This is a genomic window from Plantactinospora soyae (assembly GCF_014874095.1).
GTDB lineage: Bacteria > Actinomycetota > Actinomycetes > Mycobacteriales > Micromonosporaceae > Plantactinospora > Plantactinospora soyae.
This window is the reverse complement of record NZ_JADBEB010000001.1, coordinates 5,725,896-5,742,711: the sequence shown is the minus strand read 5'-3', so window position 1 is coordinate 5,742,711 and position 16,816 is coordinate 5,725,896. Positions and strand designations below refer to the sequence as shown.

The 16,816-nt window shown below is 71.0% G+C and carries 11 protein-coding genes; 6 read left to right on the top strand and 5 right to left on the bottom strand.

The window, feature by feature from the left end:
• Window positions 1–16: 16 nt before the first annotated feature.
• The 4 genes from H4W31_RS25110 to H4W31_RS25095 all read right to left on the bottom strand — a co-directional run bounded on the left by H4W31_RS25110 (window position 17) and on the right by H4W31_RS25095 (window position 6,606).
• Window positions 17–3,067, bottom strand: coding sequence for an OmpL47-type beta-barrel domain-containing protein (locus H4W31_RS25110; protein WP_404825619.1), 3,051 nt, complete (start codon window positions 3,065–3,067; stop codon window positions 17–19).
• A gap of 441 nt (window positions 3,068–3,508) precedes the next feature.
• Window positions 3,509–4,759: an acyltransferase family protein gene (locus tag H4W31_RS25105; RefSeq protein WP_192768897.1), complete on the bottom strand. Its 1,251-nt coding sequence runs from the start codon at window positions 4,757–4,759 to the stop codon at window positions 3,509–3,511.
• Between the two features lie 49 nt (window positions 4,760–4,808).
• The gene (locus H4W31_RS25100; protein ID WP_192768896.1) at window positions 4,809–6,092 is read right to left on the bottom strand and encodes a sialidase family protein; all 1,284 of its coding nucleotides are present in this window, start codon (window positions 6,090–6,092) and stop codon (window positions 4,809–4,811) included.
• Window positions 6,085–6,606: a sigma-70 family RNA polymerase sigma factor gene (locus H4W31_RS25095; protein ID WP_318783391.1), complete on the bottom strand. Its 522-nt coding sequence runs from the start codon at window positions 6,604–6,606 to the stop codon at window positions 6,085–6,087. Before H4W31_RS25095 ends, H4W31_RS25100 begins: the two co-directional genes overlap by 8 nt.
• Before the next feature lie 256 nt (window positions 6,607–6,862).
• Here H4W31_RS25095 and H4W31_RS25090 point away from each other — a divergent pair, with 256 nt between their 5' ends.
• On the top strand, window positions 6,863–7,654 hold the full coding sequence (locus tag H4W31_RS25090; RefSeq protein WP_192768894.1) for a class I SAM-dependent methyltransferase: 792 nt from the start codon (window positions 6,863–6,865) through the stop codon (window positions 7,652–7,654).
• A gap of 187 nt (window positions 7,655–7,841) precedes the next feature.
• On the opposite strand, the gene H4W31_RS25085 is transcribed toward H4W31_RS25090, so the two are convergent.
• Window positions 7,842–8,882, bottom strand: coding sequence for an aldo/keto reductase (locus H4W31_RS25085; protein WP_192768893.1), 1,041 nt, complete (start codon window positions 8,880–8,882; stop codon window positions 7,842–7,844).
• Between the two features lie 204 nt (window positions 8,883–9,086).
• Here H4W31_RS25085 and H4W31_RS25080 point away from each other — a divergent pair, with 204 nt between their 5' ends.
• From H4W31_RS25080 to H4W31_RS25060, 5 genes are all read left to right on the top strand, one after another.
• Complete coding sequence (locus tag H4W31_RS25080) at window positions 9,087–9,725, top strand: TetR/AcrR family transcriptional regulator (protein WP_192768892.1); 639 nt, start codon at window positions 9,087–9,089, stop codon at window positions 9,723–9,725.
• A gap of 110 nt (window positions 9,726–9,835) precedes the next feature.
• Window positions 9,836–11,086 (top strand): MFS transporter, encoded by a 1,251-nt coding sequence (locus tag H4W31_RS25075; RefSeq protein ID WP_318783390.1) that lies wholly within the window; start codon window positions 9,836–9,838, stop codon window positions 11,084–11,086.
• 201 nt (window positions 11,087–11,287) lie between these two features.
• The gene (locus tag H4W31_RS25070) at window positions 11,288–11,530 is read left to right on the top strand and encodes a hypothetical protein (protein WP_192768891.1); all 243 of its coding nucleotides are present in this window, start codon (window positions 11,288–11,290) and stop codon (window positions 11,528–11,530) included.
• Window positions 11,531–12,137: 607 nt separating this feature from the next.
• Complete coding sequence (locus H4W31_RS25065; protein ID WP_192768890.1) at window positions 12,138–14,591, top strand: M14 family metallopeptidase; 2,454 nt, start codon at window positions 12,138–12,140, stop codon at window positions 14,589–14,591.
• A 543-nt stretch (window positions 14,592–15,134) separates the two neighbouring features.
• Window positions 15,135–16,811 carry an ABC transporter substrate-binding protein gene (locus tag H4W31_RS25060; protein ID WP_192768889.1) on the top strand — a complete coding sequence of 559 codons (1,677 nt, stop codon included), beginning with the start codon at window positions 15,135–15,137 and terminating at the stop codon, window positions 16,809–16,811.
• Window positions 16,812–16,816 lie beyond the last annotated feature (5 nt).

The following is a 16,816-nucleotide window of genomic DNA, read 5'->3' as shown; positions in this document are numbered from 1 at the left end:
GCGTGCGGTGCCGGCGTCACGGGGTCAGCGGGGCGATCCTGATGTTGCGGAAGCTGACGATGTCCCCGACGCCGTGGTTCTGCAGGCCGACGAAGCCACTCGGGTGCTGGCGGCCGGCGCCGCCGGGATCGTCGGCGCGGGGCGGGGTGAAGACGGCTCCGGGAACGTTGACGTACTCGTTGAGCAGCTTGCCGTTGCGGAACACCGAGTAGTGCTGGCCGACGACGCGGATCTCGTAGTCGTTCCAGGTGCCCTTCGGGGCGACCTGTGCGCCGTCGAGGTCGACCCGGTCGAATCCGTACACCGACCCGCTCTTGTACGGGTCGCCGTCGGTGCGGTCGTAGATCTGCAGCTCGTGGCCGTACTTGATGGCCACCCACTCGGGGCGGGACTCCTGCGGGTGCTGGTGCACCTGGGGGAAGCGGACGAAGACCCCGCTGTTGGCGCGGCCGTCACCGGGGGCGTCGTCGCGCCACTGGAGCTTGAGGGAGAAGTCGCCGTAGGTGCGGACCGGGAACCAGAGCATGCCGAGGCCGTCGACGGCCCGACTGGTGACCGAACCGTCGGCGTTGCGCCGGAAGCCGCCGGCACCGACCTGCTCCCACAGCTTGAACGAGGCGGCGGAGCGGTCGAGCAGCGGCAGGTAGCCCTGCTTCTGCTCGGACTTGCCGACAGCGGACTCACGGGCCGTGCGTACCAGGGCGTTCTGCTCCCTGAGCAGGATCTGGCCCCGGTGGTGCAGGCGTTCGGCGATCGCCCGGACGTGCTCCACGAACTCGCTGTGGCTCGGCCAGGCCCGCTCGTCGTCGATCAGATCGTTGATCGAGCAGCGGCCCTCGACCACCCGGCTGGGCACACCGCTGTTGAGCGTGCCGAGCCAGACCGTCGGCCGGGTGTCGGTCACCTGGCAGGTCGGCGCCGGCGGCCTGCTCTCCACCACCGTGAACGTCGCCGAGGCGGTCCCCGAGACGTTGCCGGCCTTGTCGGTGGCCCGGTAGCTGAACGTGTGCGCACCGGGGGTGTTGACGGTGACCGGTCCGGAGTAGACGGTGTAGCCCCGCCCGTCCAGGGCGTACTCGACGCGGTGGACACCGGATCCGGTGTCGGCGGCGGTGAGCACGATGGTGGCGCTGCCGACGTACGCCCAGCTTCCGTCCTGCTGCCCGGTCAGCGCGGCGTTCACGGTCGGGGCGGTGGTGTCGGCGTTGGGCGGGGCGGCCACGGTGAACGAGACCGAGCCGGGGGTGGAGGTGTTGCCGGCGACGTCCGTGGCCCGGTACGAGACGGTGTGCTGACCGGGCTGGTTGACCGTCACCGGAGCGGTGTACTCGGCGTACGGCTGGCCGTCGAGGGAGTACTCGACCCGGCCGACGCCCGATCCGGCGTCGGTGGCGGAGACCGTGACGGTGGCCGCACCGAGGTAGGCCCCGGTGCCGTCCCGGTTGCCGGCGACGGTCGCGGTCGCGGTCGGCGCGGTGGTGTCCGGGTTCGGCCGCTCGACCACCTGGAACGCGAGGGACTGCGGGGCGGAGGTGTTGCCCGCCTCGTCGGTGGCCCGGTAGTCGACGGTGTGCTGGCCGGGCGTGTTGACGGTCACCGGGGCGGTGTACGCCGCGTACGGCTGCCCGTCGAGGGAGTACTCGACCCGCTCGACACCCGATTCGGTGTCGGTGGCGGAGATGGTCACCGTGGCGGCACCGAGGTACCCGCCGTTGTCGTCGCGGTCGCCGGTGACCCCGCCGGTCACGGTCGGCGGGGTGGTGTCCGGAGTCGACGTGTCGGCCACCTCGAACGCGACGGACTGCGGGGCGGAGGTGTTGCCCGCCTCGTCGGTGGCGCGGTAGCTGACCGTGTGCCGGCCCGGCTGGTGCACCATCACCGGAGCGGTGTAAGCGGCGTACGCCTGCCCGTCGAGGGAGTACTCGACCCGCTCCACCCCGGATCCGGCGTCGGTGGCCGACAGGGTCACCGTCGCCATCCCGAGGTACGCCTCGTCCTCGTTCTGCTCACCGGTCACCGCGGCGGTCACCGTCGGCGCGGTGGTGTCCGGATCCGACGGCGCCACCACCTCGAAGGCCGCCGACTGCACCGCAGAGGTGTTACCCGCCACGTCCGTGGCCCGGTACGTCACCGTGTGCTGCCCGGCCGCGCTCACCGTCACCGGAGCGGAGTAAGCGGCGTACGCCTGACCGTCGAGCGAGTACTCGACCCGCTCCACCCCGGATCCGGCGTCGGTGGCCGACAGGGTCACCGTCGCCATCCCGACGTACGCCTCGTCCTCGTTCTGCTCACCGGTCACCGCGGCGGTCACCGTCGGCGCGGTGGTGTCCGGATCCGACGGCGCCACCACCTCGAAGGCCGCCGACTGCACCGCAGAGGTGTTACCCGCCACGTCCGTGGCCCGGTACGTCACCGTGTGCTGCCCCGGCGCGCTCACCGTCACCGGAGCGGAGTAGGTGCCGTACGGGCCGCCGTCCACCGCGTACTCGACCCGGCCGACGCCCGATCCGGTGTCGGTGGCGGAGAGGGTCACCGTGGCGGCGCCGACGTACGCGCCGTCGTCGTTCTGCTCACCGGTGACCGCCGCGGTCACCGTCGGCGGGGTCGTGTCCTGGTCACCGCCGCTGACGACGAGCAGCCCGGTCATCGTGCCGTGTCCGGGGATCGCGCAGAAGTAGCGGTAGGTGCCGGCGGTGAGCACCACGTCGAGGGTCCACCGGCCCTGGTTGGCGTCGAACGGGTCGGCCAGGATGTCGACGACCACGTCGCGGTTGTACTCGGTGCTGCCCGTGTCGAACGTGAGGGTGTGCTGCATGCCGCTGGTGTTGCCGGTTGCGGCGCTGTTCTCGAAGACGAGGGTGGTCGGCCCCGCGACGGCGGTGGTGGGCGCGGAGACGTACGACTGGACGCTGTCGCCGGCCGTCCAGGTGAGCACCTGGGCCTGGAGTTGCCCGGCCGACGCGCCGCCGGACGTCGTCGACCCGGAGTCGGCAGGGCGGGCGCCGGCCGGTACGGCGAGGAGCGCGGAGCCGGCGAGCAGGACGGCCATTGCCGCGAGCATCCTCATCGGTCGGCTGCGCCGGCCCGTGCTGAGCCGGGTGAGCAGCCGCGGGCGCCGTGCCGGGCCACATCGCGCGGAAAGAGCTGGCATGTCGAACACACCTTTCGCGAGTCGTGCGGGAACGTCGCCGACCCGTAGGGGGCTTCGCGTGGATCGACGGATGACATGGCGACAGACCGCACACCGGCTCGGTCCGCGATGGGTGGGTCCGGGGTTGCGGCTGCCCGCCCGTCGGGGCTGGCGTGTGGACAGAGTGTGTCGATTCGGAGGTACGCGGATGATCGGCGCGGGGGCCGCGCCGGGGCGGGTCTGCGGGCACCGCCGACCCGGGGAGCGTTCTCCCCCGGTCCTGCCGGAACTCTCAGACGGTGAGCTAACCGCGCCGCCGGTTACCTCGATGAAACCTGCTGATGTTGTCCGACCCTAACCGTCTTGCCGTCGACATGTCTAGATCTTTCGACGGAACAACCCACACTTTTGTCCGTAGCAACAAAAGGCTTGGACGGCAATGACGATCGACCGCCGGCGCCACCGTGGACGGTGCGAATAACGCTCCTGATCTTCGATCCCTCGTTCCAGGCTCCCGGGACCGGGCCGCTGGAACGGAGTCTCGACGAGCGCCGCGAGCACCCGGGCCGCGATCAGGCAGATCGGCACCGTCACCACGAGCGTGGCCCAGAACGCCGGCAGTCCGGGCACAACGTACGGCGCCACGAGGCGACGGCCGACCAGCGCGACGATCGGCAGGTGGATCAGGTAGAGGCTGAAGGAGAACCCGCCGAGCGCCCGCAGCGGCCGACTGTCCAGCAGCCGGACCAGCAGGGCCGGCCGGCGGGTGGCCACGGCGGCCAGGAGCAGGGCGATCGCCGGACCGGCCGCGAGGTCCACCCAGTAGTAGTGCCGCACCGTCCAGACCGAACCCTGGCCGGCCACCAGCAGCAGCACCGGCGCGGCCGCCAGCGCGGCCAGCCCGGGCCACGGCAGGCGACGGATCCACCCGGGGGCGGCGACCACCCCGGCGGCCAGCACGCCGAGCGTGAACAGCGGGGCGAGCTCCAGTGTGTACCCGGTGGCCTTGGCCGTAGTGGAGACCGACGGCCAGAGCAGGCCGATCACGACCACCGACACGGTGACCACGGCGAGGGTCGCCACCGCGCCGGCCCGCCGACGGATCAGGAGCAGGACCGGGAACGTCAGGTACAGGCCCGCCTCCACCGCGATCGACCAGAACGCGCCGTTGGGGGCCGGTGCCGCGACGACGTCCTGGAGCAGCAACCCGTAGACGACGACCGATCCCAGGGACGGTGGCGCACTGAGTGGCAACGACGGCACGGCGCTCGCGATCACGCAGCTGAGCACCAGCGCCAGCCAGTACGGCGGCAGAATTCGCCGAGCGCGCCGCCGGGCGAACCGCAGCACGCCGCCCAGCCGCCATCCGTCGCGGGCCGGCGAGATCGCGAGCGAGAAGCCCGACAGGACGATGAAGGCGACGACGGCGAGGCGGCCGTGCACCAGCCAGCCGAGCCAGTCCGGGCCGGTGTTGGCCGGGTACCCCGGAAAGGTCAGCAACCAGCAGTGGTGGACCAGCACGTACAGGGCGGCCAGGCCACGAAGCCCGTCCAGGCCCGCCACCCGGCGGTCACCGGTCCGCCCTCTACTGCCGCCGGCGGTCGGCGCCCAGGCGTGATCGACTGCCAAGACACGCTCCTCGGTCAGAAGTCGGTACGGGCAGCCCGAGCGGACCGGGTTACGGCATGTCCACCTGCCGCCAGGTCCAGCCGTCGTCCGAGAGGTAGAGATAGGACTCCGACCAGACCAGGTAGCGTTTGGCCGCCTGCGGCACGGGGACCTCGCCCGCGGTCGGCTGCAGCAGATCGGCCGGGTAGCCGGGCAGCGTCGCCGGTTGGTACCGGCCACCGTCGCGACTGACCTGAAACCCCTGGCTCGACCTGACGACGTGGGCACCGTCGGTGGTGACCAGCCCCCGCGCCGGGATGTCGGTCAGCGCGCCGCCCCGCACCGGTCGCCACGTGGCGCCGCCGTCGGTGGTCCGGTAGGGGTCCCGGCTGTGGTCGTCGCGGTAGACCAGCGCGTACGCCGTGTCGCCCGTGCCGGCGGTCACCGTCGACAATGCGGGGTTCCGCTCCTGCTCCCCGCCGCCGAACACGGTCGTGTTCCAGGTCCGGCCACCGTCGGCGCTGGACGCGACGGCCGGTCTGCCGCTGGCGGGGTCCAGTCCGGGTACCCACAGTTGGGCGCCGAGCGGAACGACCACCCGGTCCGTCCAGCGTGCCTCGACGGTGATCCCGGGCTGACGGACCAGCGGCGCGAACCGGCCGCTGACCGGGTCGACCGCGTAGATCTTGCACGGCGACGGCCGCCCGACGAGCTGACAGTCGACCGGCCGGGTACCCGGGGGCACGGCGGTCACCGGCTTCGGGTCGACCACGGGCCGGCGCCAGGTCCGGCCCCCGTCGACGGTGATCCAGAGCCGGTCGGGCGCCGGCGGACTCGGCGGGACGGTCGGTGACTGCGTGGTGGACGGCAGCCGTCCGACCTCGACCTCCTCCAGCAGGAGGACCCTCCTGGACTCCCGCCAGGCGAGCGCGTTCCCGCCCAACGAGACGAGCATGCCGCCGACGTCGTCGGCCGAACGGGGCGGCGCGGCGCGGCGCTGCCAGCTGGCGCCGGCATCGTCCGAGGCGTACAGCTGCGCGGCACAGTCCCGGCAGGGCTCGAACACCGCGTAGAGATCAGTGGATCCGGTGGCCACGACACTGGTGACGCGGGGCCAGCCGACGTCCGGAACGGCGCTGACGGACGGCGTCGGATCCGGTGCCTGCGGGCCGCCCGCGGTCGCGTACCCGAGACTGGTCGCGAACAGGGCGGCGACCACGGCCGCGGCGCTGGACGCGGTGGCACGACGCCGACGGCGTACCCGGACCGCCCGCTGACGGATGACGGCGAAGTCGGGCTGCCGGGCGGCATCGTCAACGTAGGCGCGCAGGTTGTCGAAGTGCGGTTCACGCATGACGTACCTCCTCGGTTAGCACAGTGGGGTCCTCGTCGGCGAGGTAGCGGGCGAGCGCGGCCCGGCCCCGGGCCAGCCGCGCCTTGACCGTGCCCACCGGCACCCCGAGCGTGGCGGCGACCTCGCCGACCGGCAGGTCGGCCAGGTGGTGCAGGACCACCGCCTCGCGGGTCGGCGGTGCCAGTCGGCGAAGCGCGGCCAGCAGCGCCACCCGGTCCGCGGACAGCGGTGGCGCCGCGGCCGGAGTTGCTTCCACCCGGCCCGTGCGGACCAGCCGCTCGAAGAGCCACCGGCGGCGGTAGCGGGTCCGGGCGACGTTGAGCGCCACCACCCGCAGCCACCGCTCGGAGTCGTCGGCCTCGATGAAAGCCCTCGGCGAGGTCAGCACCCGGGCGAACGCCTCCTGCACCGCGTCCTCCGCCTCGGCCAGATCGCCGACCAGGCCGAACACCTGCCCCACCAGCCGCCGGTAGGAGACCTGGTACGCCTGGCGCACCTTGTCCTCGGCTTCCACACGCTCTCCCCGGATCGACGACGTTTCAGAAAGGACCAGCGGCGGAGCGTTCCGGTTGCACTGCCTGGACCTCGGATCGGCCGGGTCCGGCAGTACTGGCGGCGTGCCTGGGTATTCGCGCGGGGTGTCCGCCGCCATGATCGCCGACTACGGCCTGCTCTCCGACTGCGCCTCCGCGGCGTTGGTCAGCCGGGACGGCGCGGCGTGTGCCGAAAACTTCCGCGATGTTCGTTGCCGTGGCCGCTAACGTGGGGCGATGAATCCTGATCCGGTGGCGCACAACCGGGCCGCCTGGGACCGGCAGGTCGACGAGGGCAACGAGTGGTCACGTCCGGTCTCCTCGGAGACGATCGCCCGGGCCCGGGCCGGTGACTGGTCGGTCGTACTCATCGGCTACCGGCCCGTCGACCGGTCCTGGTTCCCGCCCGATCTCGCCGACGCGGACGTGCTCTGCCTGGCCTCCGGTGGCGGGCAGCAGGGTCCGACGCTCGCCGCCGTGGGCGCCCGGGTCACCGTCTTCGACAACTCGCCGCGCCAGCTCGAACAGGACGAGATGGTCGCCCGCCGGGACGGCCTGCAACTGCGGACCGTCCTCGGTGACATGCGCGACCTGTCGGTCTTCGCCGACTCCTCCTTCGACGTGGTCTTCAACCCCGTCTCGAACCTCTTCGTACCCGAACTCGCTCCGGTGTGGCGGGAGTGTTTCCGGGTGCTGCGCCCGGACGGGGTGCTGCTGTGCGGTTTCCTCAACCCCGACGTCTACCTGTTCGACCACGAGGTGATGGAGAAGCGCGGCGAGCTGGTGGTCAGCCACCGGCTGCCGTACAGCGACCTCACCCACGTCCCCGCCGAGACGCGCGAACGCCTGTGGGGCGCGGACGCACCGCTGGAGTACAGCCACACCCTGGCCCGGCAGATCGGCGGACAGCTCGCCGCGGGCTTCGTGATCGACGGGTTCGACGAGGCGCCGCACCAGTCCGACGCCACCGCCGGCTGGCTGCCCGGCTACTTCGCCACCCGGGCGGTCAAGGCTCGACCACGGCGGTGAGCCGTCGTGGTCGGTCACCGGCGGTGAGCCGTCGTGGTCGGTCACCGGCGGTGAGCCGTCGTGGTCGGTCACCGGCGGTGAGCCGTCGTGGTCGGTCACCGGCGGTGAGCCGTCGTGGTCGGTCACCGGTGGTCGCGCCGGGTGTCGGGCCGGGTCGTCGCCCGCGCCCGACATCCGACGTACCGGATCAGGCTCGGTTGCTGGCCGGGATCCGGCCCGGGCCGAACGCCTCCTGGATCCAGTTCGGGTAGGCGACCGGCGGCCGGCTCACCTCGTCGAGGTCGGCGAGGTCCTGTTCGCTCAGGGTCAGGCCGCTGGCGGCGATGTTGTCCGTGAGCTGGTCCAGCTTCCGAGCACCGACGATGACGCTGGTGACGGCGCGCTGGGCGAGCAGCCAGGCGATCGCGACCCGGGCGGGGCTCACCTCGTGCCGCGCGGCGACGGTCCGCAGCACGTTGACCACCTCGTAGCCGTTCTCCTCGTCGAACTGGACGAAGTCGACGCCGACCTGGGCCCGGCGGGAGTTCTGCTCGGTGGTGGCCCCGCCCCGGTCGAACTTGCCCGAGAGGAATCCGCCGGCGAGCGGGCTCCAGACCGTCAGGCTCAGCCCCGCGTCCAGGGCCATCGGCACCAGGTCGCGTTCGGCGTCGCGCGACACCAGCGAGTAGTGGATCTGGTTCGCGACGAACCTCGCCTGGTTGTGCAGCGCGGAGACGCCCAGCGCCTTGCTGATCTGCCAGGCGGCGAGATTGGAGCAGCCGATGTAGCGGACCTTGCCCTGCCGTACCGCGTCGTCGAGTGCGCTCAGCGTCTCCTCGATCGGCGTCACGTGGTCGTGGTTGTGGATCTGGTAGAGGTCGATGTAGTCGGTCCGCAGCCGGCGCAGGCTGTCGTCCAGGGCCCGCATCACATGCATCCGGGACAGCCCCTGGTCGTTGGGCCCCGGCCCGACCGGTGCGAGCAGCTTGGTGCCGAGCACCACGTCCCGGCGCCGCTGCCCGATCGCCCGGCCGAGCAGCTCCTCGCTCTCGCCGTCGGCGTAGACGTCGGCGGTGTCGATGAAGTTGACCCCGGCGTCGAGTGCCGTGCCGACGACCCGGTCCACCTCCTCCTGCCCGAGTGCACCCATCTTGCTGAACACCGGGTGGTCCTTGCCACCGAAGGTCATCGTGCCCAGGGAGATCTCGGAGACCCACACCCCGGTACGCCCCAACAGGCGATATTTCACCAGTAACTCCTCTTGTACCTGTACGTCCCGCTCGGCAGAACGACTACTGTGCGTACCGGCATCGAGCCGGTCACTCCGTCGGACATGGTGTCCGGACTTGACACTACACGGTGTCGGACAACGTGTAGTGTTGGTTCGGCAAGGGCGAACCGAACGTGCGGCGACGCACGGGCACCGCCGGGCCGCGACACCAAGGATCCGCGCATGCCCTCGATTACCCGAAGACGCGCACCGAATCCCGGCCGGCGTGCCTTCGTCGAGACGGAGATCCTGGCCGCGACCCGGCGCCTCCTGATCAACGGCGCGAACTTCACCGAACTCGGCGTACAACAGATCTCCACCGAGGCCGGGGTCGCCCGCTCGACCTTCTACAGCCACTTCCGCGACAAGACCGACCTGCTGCTGCGGCTCGCCACCACGGTGGTGGACAGGTCGTTCGACATCGCCTCGGCCTGGGAGCCGTCCGACGGCCTCGAACGTCTCGCCGACGGCTTCCGTCAGGTGGTGGGGATCTACCGGGAACACGCCGTGGTACTGCGGGCGATCGCCGAGGTCGCCAGCTACGACGCCACCGTGCGCGACTTCTGGTACGAGGGACTCAGCCGGTTCACGGACCGGACGATCGCGGTGCTCCGCGACGAACAGGATTCCGGTCGCAGCCCCGCCGACCTCGACCTGGTCAGCGCCGGCCGGGTGATCGTCATGGGCGGCAAGCAGGCCATCCTCGACCACATCACCGTCGGGAACTCCCAGCACGATGCCGCGTTCGCCCGGGAGCTGGCCCTGATCTGGTGGTACGGCGCCTACCGCCGGCCGGCGGAGCCAGCACCGGGTAGGCCGTAGCGGCACCCGGGCGCCGGCTGGCTCGGGTCGGCCGGACACCCACCACCGCCAACGAACCCGCTGTCTCGGACCTGCTTGCCTACGGCAGCGGGTTGACGTAGGAGCAACGGGTGACGACATCCTCCGGGTCACCGCCGTCGGCGATGAGCCGCCGCCGGACGTTCCTGTTCGCGGTGGCGGCGGGCGCGGCAATCGGCAACCTGTACTGGGCGCAGCCGCTGCTCAGCTTCATCGCGGACGACCTGCGCGCGTCGACCGCGACGGCCGGATGGCTCGTCACCACGACCCAGGTCGGGTACGCGCTCGGCGTACTGCTGCTCGTACCGCTCGGTGACGTCCTCGACCGTCGGCGGTTCGTCCCGGTGATGGTGCTGACCTCGGCCGTCGTACTGCTGCTCTGCGCGCTGGCGCCGTCGATCGGCGTACTCCTGCTCGCGGTCGGCATGCTCGGCGTGACGACGATTTCCGGGCAGGTCCTCACCCCGCTCGCCGGAGACCTGGCGGGCGACGCCCAGCGCGGTCGGGTAGTCGGTGTCATCGGGTCCGGGACCCTCACCGGCATCCTGGCCTCCCGTACGCTCAGCGGTTTCGTCGCCGACGCCGCCGGCTGGCGTACGGTCTTCGCGCTCGCCTCGGTCGTCGCCGTCCTGCTGGCGATCCTGTTGCACCGCGCCATCCCGCCGCTGGCCCCGCGGACCCGGCTGCGGTACCCGGCGCTCCTCGCCTCGGTCGGCGCGGTGGTCGCCCGCGAGCGGACGGTCCGCTGGACGCTGGTCCTCGCCGCCACCGGATTCGCCGCGTTCACGCTGCTCTGGACCGCGTTGACGTTCCTGCTCAGCGGCCCGCCGTTCGGGTACCCGGTACGGGTGATCGGGCTGTTCGGGCTGGTCGGCCTCGCCGGCGCCCTCGCCGTACAGCACGCCGGTCGCCTGCACGACTTGGGTTGGTCGCTTCCCGCCACCGGTACGGCATGGCTACTGGCCCTCGGCGCCTTCGCCCTCGCGACCTTCGCCGGCCGGTCCGTCGTACTCGTCATCGTCGTGATCATCGTGTGCGATGTCGCCCTTCAGGGGCAGGGCATCCTCAACCGGGCACGGCTGTTCGCCGTCTCCGACGAGGCGCGCAGCCGGCTCAACACGGCGCTCGGCGTCGGCAACTTCATCGGCGGTGCGATCGGCTCCGCCGCCGCGACCGCGCTCTGGTCCGTGGGCGGCTGGACGGCGGTCACGATCACGGGAGCCGGGCTCTGCTGCTTCGCGCTCTGCGTCTGGGCGCTGGGAAGCCGGGGTCCACTCGTGGTCCGCACCACCGGGACGGGCCGGGGTATGACGGCCGTCGATCCGACCGGAGCAGGGCGATAGGCGTCCGGTAGCGCTACTCCGCGACCCGGTACGGCCGGCCGACTCCGACGGCCGACTTCCCGGAGAGAGTCGTTTTCGGACCCGTCGGCATCCGATCCGCGACCGTCGGGGCCAGCGGGGTCGGACAGTTGCCGGGACACCGCGCGGGCCGTACGCGGGATCGACCGCCGTAAATCAGGTTAGGTCACCTAACCCGACGGGATGACTACATTGTGGAGGCTCGGCACCGTCGGACTCGCCGCCATCCTGGTCGGGCCGCTCGTCGCGTCCCATCCGACCGCCTCCGCGGCCGCCGCCGCAGACACCCGGTTCCTCGTCACCTACTTCGCCACACCACACAAGTCCCAGCTCACCGGGCAGCGCTGGTCGGGCTGCGGGGAGCCCGACGGCGGCTGGGGCAACACCTCGGCCCACTTCACCATCTCGCATCCGCCGTGCGCCTGATCGGACCGGGACCACCGCACAAGCCGTCCACTCAACAAGCGCCGCCGGGGCCGTCAAACTGTGCACGCCGGTGCCGTGAAGGATGGTGCGTCATACCGCGGTATCACGAGGTACCGCCCGTGGACGCGAACCGGAAGTGATCAACTCCGGGACGGTTCACGACGGCGGCGGCCACACTTGTCGCCCGCGGCAAGCCTTCTGATGGCGATACCAGGGCTGGAGATTCCCGCGCTGCCGCACGCGCCGACCGGATGCCCGACCGGCCTGCTCGCCACGCTCCAACTCGACACCACCCGGAACACACTCGACGCGAGCATCCGGCCCGGAGCCGACCCCGCCCCGGCCACCGCTCAACATCGAACTGTTCACGGCCGGCCTGCGGAAGGCCTGACCCCGGCACCGCCGCCCCTTGCGGCTAGGCGGGGCCCTCCACTGTGACCGACGATTGACAGATCGATCACGGCGCCTCCAAGATTTAGCCAGCCCGGGCAGTAGCAAGGACCGCCGCCGATCCAGGCGGCATTGCATCCTGCGTGTCATCCAGCGGTCGTCGTACCCCGACGGCCGACCCCGCGTAGGAGAACTGCGCAGAAAGGGTTGCAACGCCATGTCTGATCTTCCTGCCCCTCGATGGCGACGCCGCGTCTACCTCGCGGCATCGGTCGCCCTCGTCGGTGCGCTACTGGTCACCCCGGCCCCAGCGGTCGCGACAGGCCCGGACCCGTCGAGTTCCGGTTCCGGATCCGACGGGCATGTCGATCTCGGACGGCTCGCGGGCGAGGAGACGAGCGTCGTAGAGATCCTGCTCGCCGACAGCGCCGAGCTGGACAAGCTGGTCGCCACCGGCGTCGACCTCGACCACCACGTGAGTCGTACCGAGAGCGCCATCGTGGTGCACGCCGTCGTCACGCCGAACGAGGTCGCCGCGTTGCGGGCGAGCGGCTACCGGCTGGGCAAGGTGCTCTTCACGCCCAGCGACTCGGCACAGCGGATCGCGGAGCGCGACGCGACCATCGCGGCCCACATCGCGGAGAACGAGGCGCTCAGCGGGAACCAGGCCCGCAGGGGTACCCAGCCGACCTCCGACGTCAAGATCATTCGGGCCGACTACTACACCTCCGGCACCGACCAGGTCCTCTCCGTCGAGGCGAAGTGGGCGCAGGGGCAGACCGCCACCGACGCCCTCACCGTCAGCCGGGACAGCGGCCCCGGCACGGCGATGGGGTCCGGGGGCACCCAGACCATCTCCCGCTTCGTCGACGCCGGGGTGTACCTCTACCACCGTGGCGCCTCGACGGTGACGGCCCGCCCGAACTACATCCAGATCACGAGCCCGACCGGGGGCGTGACCGTGGTCAAGGTGAACCAGTGGCTGCCCATCCCGAAGGACAACCCGGAGGGACCCGGCTACCAGAAGGACTTCATCGCCAGCTACCTGACCCCGACCGAGCTGTACGACCGGATCCACCAGCTCGCCAAGCAGTACCCGAAGCTGGCCGAGGTCGTCACGCTGCCGTACAAGACGAACGGCTACCGGCGTAAGGCGCAGACCGTTCTCGGCGCCGCGAACGCGGACCGGGTCGCGGTCGACTCCAAGGCCTGGGGGCACGAGGGCGGCAACGACATCGCCGTCGAACTCGCCAACCCCGGCGCCGCCGACCAGGCGCTGTCGGTGAGCGTGACCGGCACCGCGATCCGGGTCAGCCTGGCCACCGACGCCGCCGGGGCGGTGACCAGCACCGCCGCCCAGGTCGTCGCGGCGCTGAACGCCACCGCCGGGTCGCTCGTCGTCGCGTACACCTACCGGGGCAGCGTCGGCGACGGCGTGGTGGCGCCGGCCGCACCGACACCGCTGACCGACGGGCTGAGCGCCCCGGCCAGCGTGTCGCGTGACCCGCATCCGGTGTACGCGATCCGGCTCGGCAAGCACCGCAACAGCTCGAAGATGGGTGTCCTCGCGTACGCCCAGGAACACGCCCGCGAGTGGGTACCGCCGCTGGTCACGCTGGAGACCGCCGAGCGGCTGCTGCGCAACTACGGCCACGACCGGAAGACCCGGGATCTCCTGGACAACCTCGACATCTGGATCGCTCCGTCGATCAACCCCGACGGTGGCCACTACTCGTTCTACGACTTCAACTCGCAGCGCAAGAACATGACCAACCACTGCCCGCAGACCGGGTCGGCGGACGCCCTCGGCCGCGACTCGTGGGGCGTGGACAACAACCGTAACTACACCGAGTACAGCCTCTTCGACGGCTACTCGGGCGCGTCGTCGAGCTGCACCAGCGGCACGTACGCCGGGCCCAGCGAGCTGTCGGAGCCGGAGAACCGGAACCTCAACTGGCTGGCCTCCCGGCCGAACATCAAGTTCTCGATGAACCTGCACTCCTCCGGCAACTACTTCATGTGGTCGCCGGGCGCGTACTCGACGCCGGACCGGATCTCGGCGCCCCGGCCGACCCTCGGCGAGGAGTCCTTCTTCTGGGGTGCCTCGTCACGGATCCTGACCTCGATCAAGCGGCACCGGAACATGGCGGTCACCCCGGCGCGTACCGGCCCGATCTCCGACGTGCTCTACTCGGCGGCGGGGAACTCCGGCGACATGCTCTGGTACAAGTACGGCATCTACGCCTGGAACTTCGAGGTCGGCACCTCGTTCCAGCCGGAGTGGGCCGAGGCGCACGACGAGACGATGGAGTTCGCCAACGGGCTCGTCGAGATGATGCGGGTGGCGCGTGACTTCGACACCGATCGCCGACGGCCGGAGAGCGACCTTTCGGTGAGCCGCAGTGCCACACCAGGGATGGTGGACGTCAAGTTCGAGGTGAGCGAGCCGGCGGCGGTCTTCTACACGCTGAACGGCCGCAGGCCGACGTACTCGTCGACGCTCTACGGCTCGGCGGGCATCCGCGAGGGCGCGGAGACCCTGACCGTGCCCTACGGGACCAGGATCAACTGGTTCTCGGTCGACGCGGCCGGCAACGTCGAGAACAAGTACCGTCCCGACGGTCGGGACACGAACTACCGCAAGGGCATCGCGATCCCGCCGAGGCGGTAGCGACCGCCACGACACGAACGCGGAGCGGCCGCGGCACCCTCGGGTGTCGCGGCCGCTCCGTTCGCGCGTCAGGTGTGCGCGGGGTCCAGGCGGTACCCGTCGCGGTGGGTGTGGGGCGCGGCCCTGGCGGAAATTGTCGGTCCGCCAGGGCCGCGCCACCGGTTGGCGGGCCGCCGATCGGCGACGCACCATCTGGCGGAGCCTCTTGGGCTCAGCGTCGGGTTCGCGGTACCGGCGGTCCGCCGCCGCCCGCAGTGGTGTCCCGGCGGCGCCGGTAGGGGGCCAGCAGCAGGGCGCCGGTCGTGCCCGCCAGGGCAAGCATGTGGTACCCCGTTTCGGATGACCGGCCGGATGACGACGGCCCGGTAACCGGGCGCCGGCGGGGCGAGTTGCCTCGAGTTCTCCGCGCACCTCAACGGGGGGACCGCCCGTCGCCTGCGACGGGCTTCCGGTCCACACCGATATGAGGGACATTCAGGGAAGTCTTGTGCCACTCATCGCATACAACATACTCTCCCATGATCACTCACCCGAGGAGTTCCCATGACGAAGCTCCCCATCGGCGGGACGAGCTCGCGGAAGCTTGATCCACTACGGACCGCCGTGGCCGCGGTCGCTGTGCTCTGCACCGTCGTCGCCTGCTCACCGGTGGACAGTGGGGACGGCGGCAACCAGACCGACAACAGCCAGCCGGCCGGCCAGGACTCCTTCGGCACCCCGGCGGACCCCGCCGCGGTGAAGCAGGGTGGCAACCTGGTCATCGCCCTCTCCGCGGAGCCCGACGCACTGGACCCGACCCTGTCCCGGAGCCTCTACTCGCGCTACGTCTTCCAGGCGATGTGCCAGAAGCTCTACGACGTGGACGAAAAGGCGCAGGTCGTGCCGCAACTGGCGACCGCCCTGCCGGTCACGAGTGGCGACGGTAAGACGGTGACCATCTCCCTGCGCCAGGGCGCGCGCTTCGCGGACGGGACGCAGTTCGACTCCGCCGCAGTCAAGGCAACCCTGGAGCGGCACCTGACCAACGCCCGCTCGGCGCGCAAGAGCGAGCTCGGTCCCATCGACGGCGTCGACACCCCCGATCCGCAGACCGTCGTCCTTCGCCTGAAGCAGCCGTTCGCGCCCCTGCTCGGCGCGCTCGCGGACCGGGCCGGCATGATCATGAGCCCGAAGGCGCTGCAGAGCCTGGGCGACGAATTCGCCTCCGCCCCGGTCTGCGTCGGGCCGTTCAAGTTCGCCAAACGGGTGCCGCAGAACTCCATCGACGTCGTGAAGGACCCGAACTACTACGAGGCCGACAAGGTCCACCTCGACACCATCTCCTGGCGCATCCTCACCGACGCGAGCATCCGCGCCGCCAACCTGCGCTCCGGGGATGCCCAGGTCGCCGACAGCGTCTCCACCCAGGACGTCGCCTCGCTGCGGCAGGACGCCTCGCTCTCCGTCCTGCAGTCGCAGTCCCTCGGCTACCAGGGCCTCACCCTCAACATCGGCAACGTCGACGGGGTGCGCACCACCCCCAAGCCGATCAACCGGCCGATCGCGCAGAACGCCAAGGTCCGGCAGGCGTTCGAGCACGCGATCGACCGGAAGGTGCTGGTCGAGGCCGTCTTCAACGGACTCCACGCCACCGCCTGCTCCCCCATCTCCCCCGCGAGCCCGTTCTCCTCGCCGGAGGCGCAGGCCTGTCCGGCGCACGACCCGGCCAAGGCGAAGCAACTGCTCGCCGAGGCGGGCGTGCCGACGCCGTACCCGGTGACGCTGCTCGCCTCGAACACGCCCGACACGCTGCGCCTGGCGCAGGCGCTCCAGTCCATGGTCAAGGACGGCGGGTTCGACCTGAAGATCAACCCCGTCGAGTACTCCTCCCTCCTCGACGAGCAGGACCGGGGCAACTTCGAGCTGCTCCAGCTGGGCTGGAGCGGGCGGATCGACCCGGACGCCAACATCACGAACTTCGTCGGCACCCTCGCGAGCCAGAACGTCGCCGGCTACAGCAACCCCCAGCTCGACGCCATCCTGACCCAGGCCCGCCAGGCCAGCGACGTCGAGGAGCGCAAGAAGCTGTACGGGCAGGCGGTCACGCTCCTCCAGCAGGACGACGCGCTGATCTACCTCTACCGGCAGCGGAACCTGACCGCCGTCACCAAGCAGGTCCAGGGCCTCCAGGTCTTCCCGGACGGCGTGATCCGCGCTGCCTTCGCCGGGTTCGCCAAGTAGCTCAC

Coding starts and splice junctions, on each gene's coding strand:
- H4W31_RS25110 (WP_404825619.1), bottom strand. CDS start 3,067: ATGAGGATGCTCGCGGCAATGGCCGTCCTGCTCGCCGGCTCCGCGCTC.
- H4W31_RS25100 (WP_192768896.1), bottom strand. CDS start 6,092: ATGCGTGAACCGCACTTCGACAACCTGCGCGCCTACGTTGACGATGCC.
- H4W31_RS25090 (WP_192768894.1), top strand. CDS start 6,863: ATGAATCCTGATCCGGTGGCGCACAACCGGGCCGCCTGGGACCGGCAG.
- H4W31_RS25080 (WP_192768892.1), top strand. CDS start 9,087: ATGCCCTCGATTACCCGAAGACGCGCACCGAATCCCGGCCGGCGTGCC.
- H4W31_RS25070 (WP_192768891.1), top strand. CDS start 11,288: ATGACTACATTGTGGAGGCTCGGCACCGTCGGACTCGCCGCCATCCTG.
- H4W31_RS25065 (WP_192768890.1), top strand. CDS start 12,138: ATGTCTGATCTTCCTGCCCCTCGATGGCGACGCCGCGTCTACCTCGCG.
- H4W31_RS25060 (WP_192768889.1), top strand. CDS start 15,135: ATGACGAAGCTCCCCATCGGCGGGACGAGCTCGCGGAAGCTTGATCCA.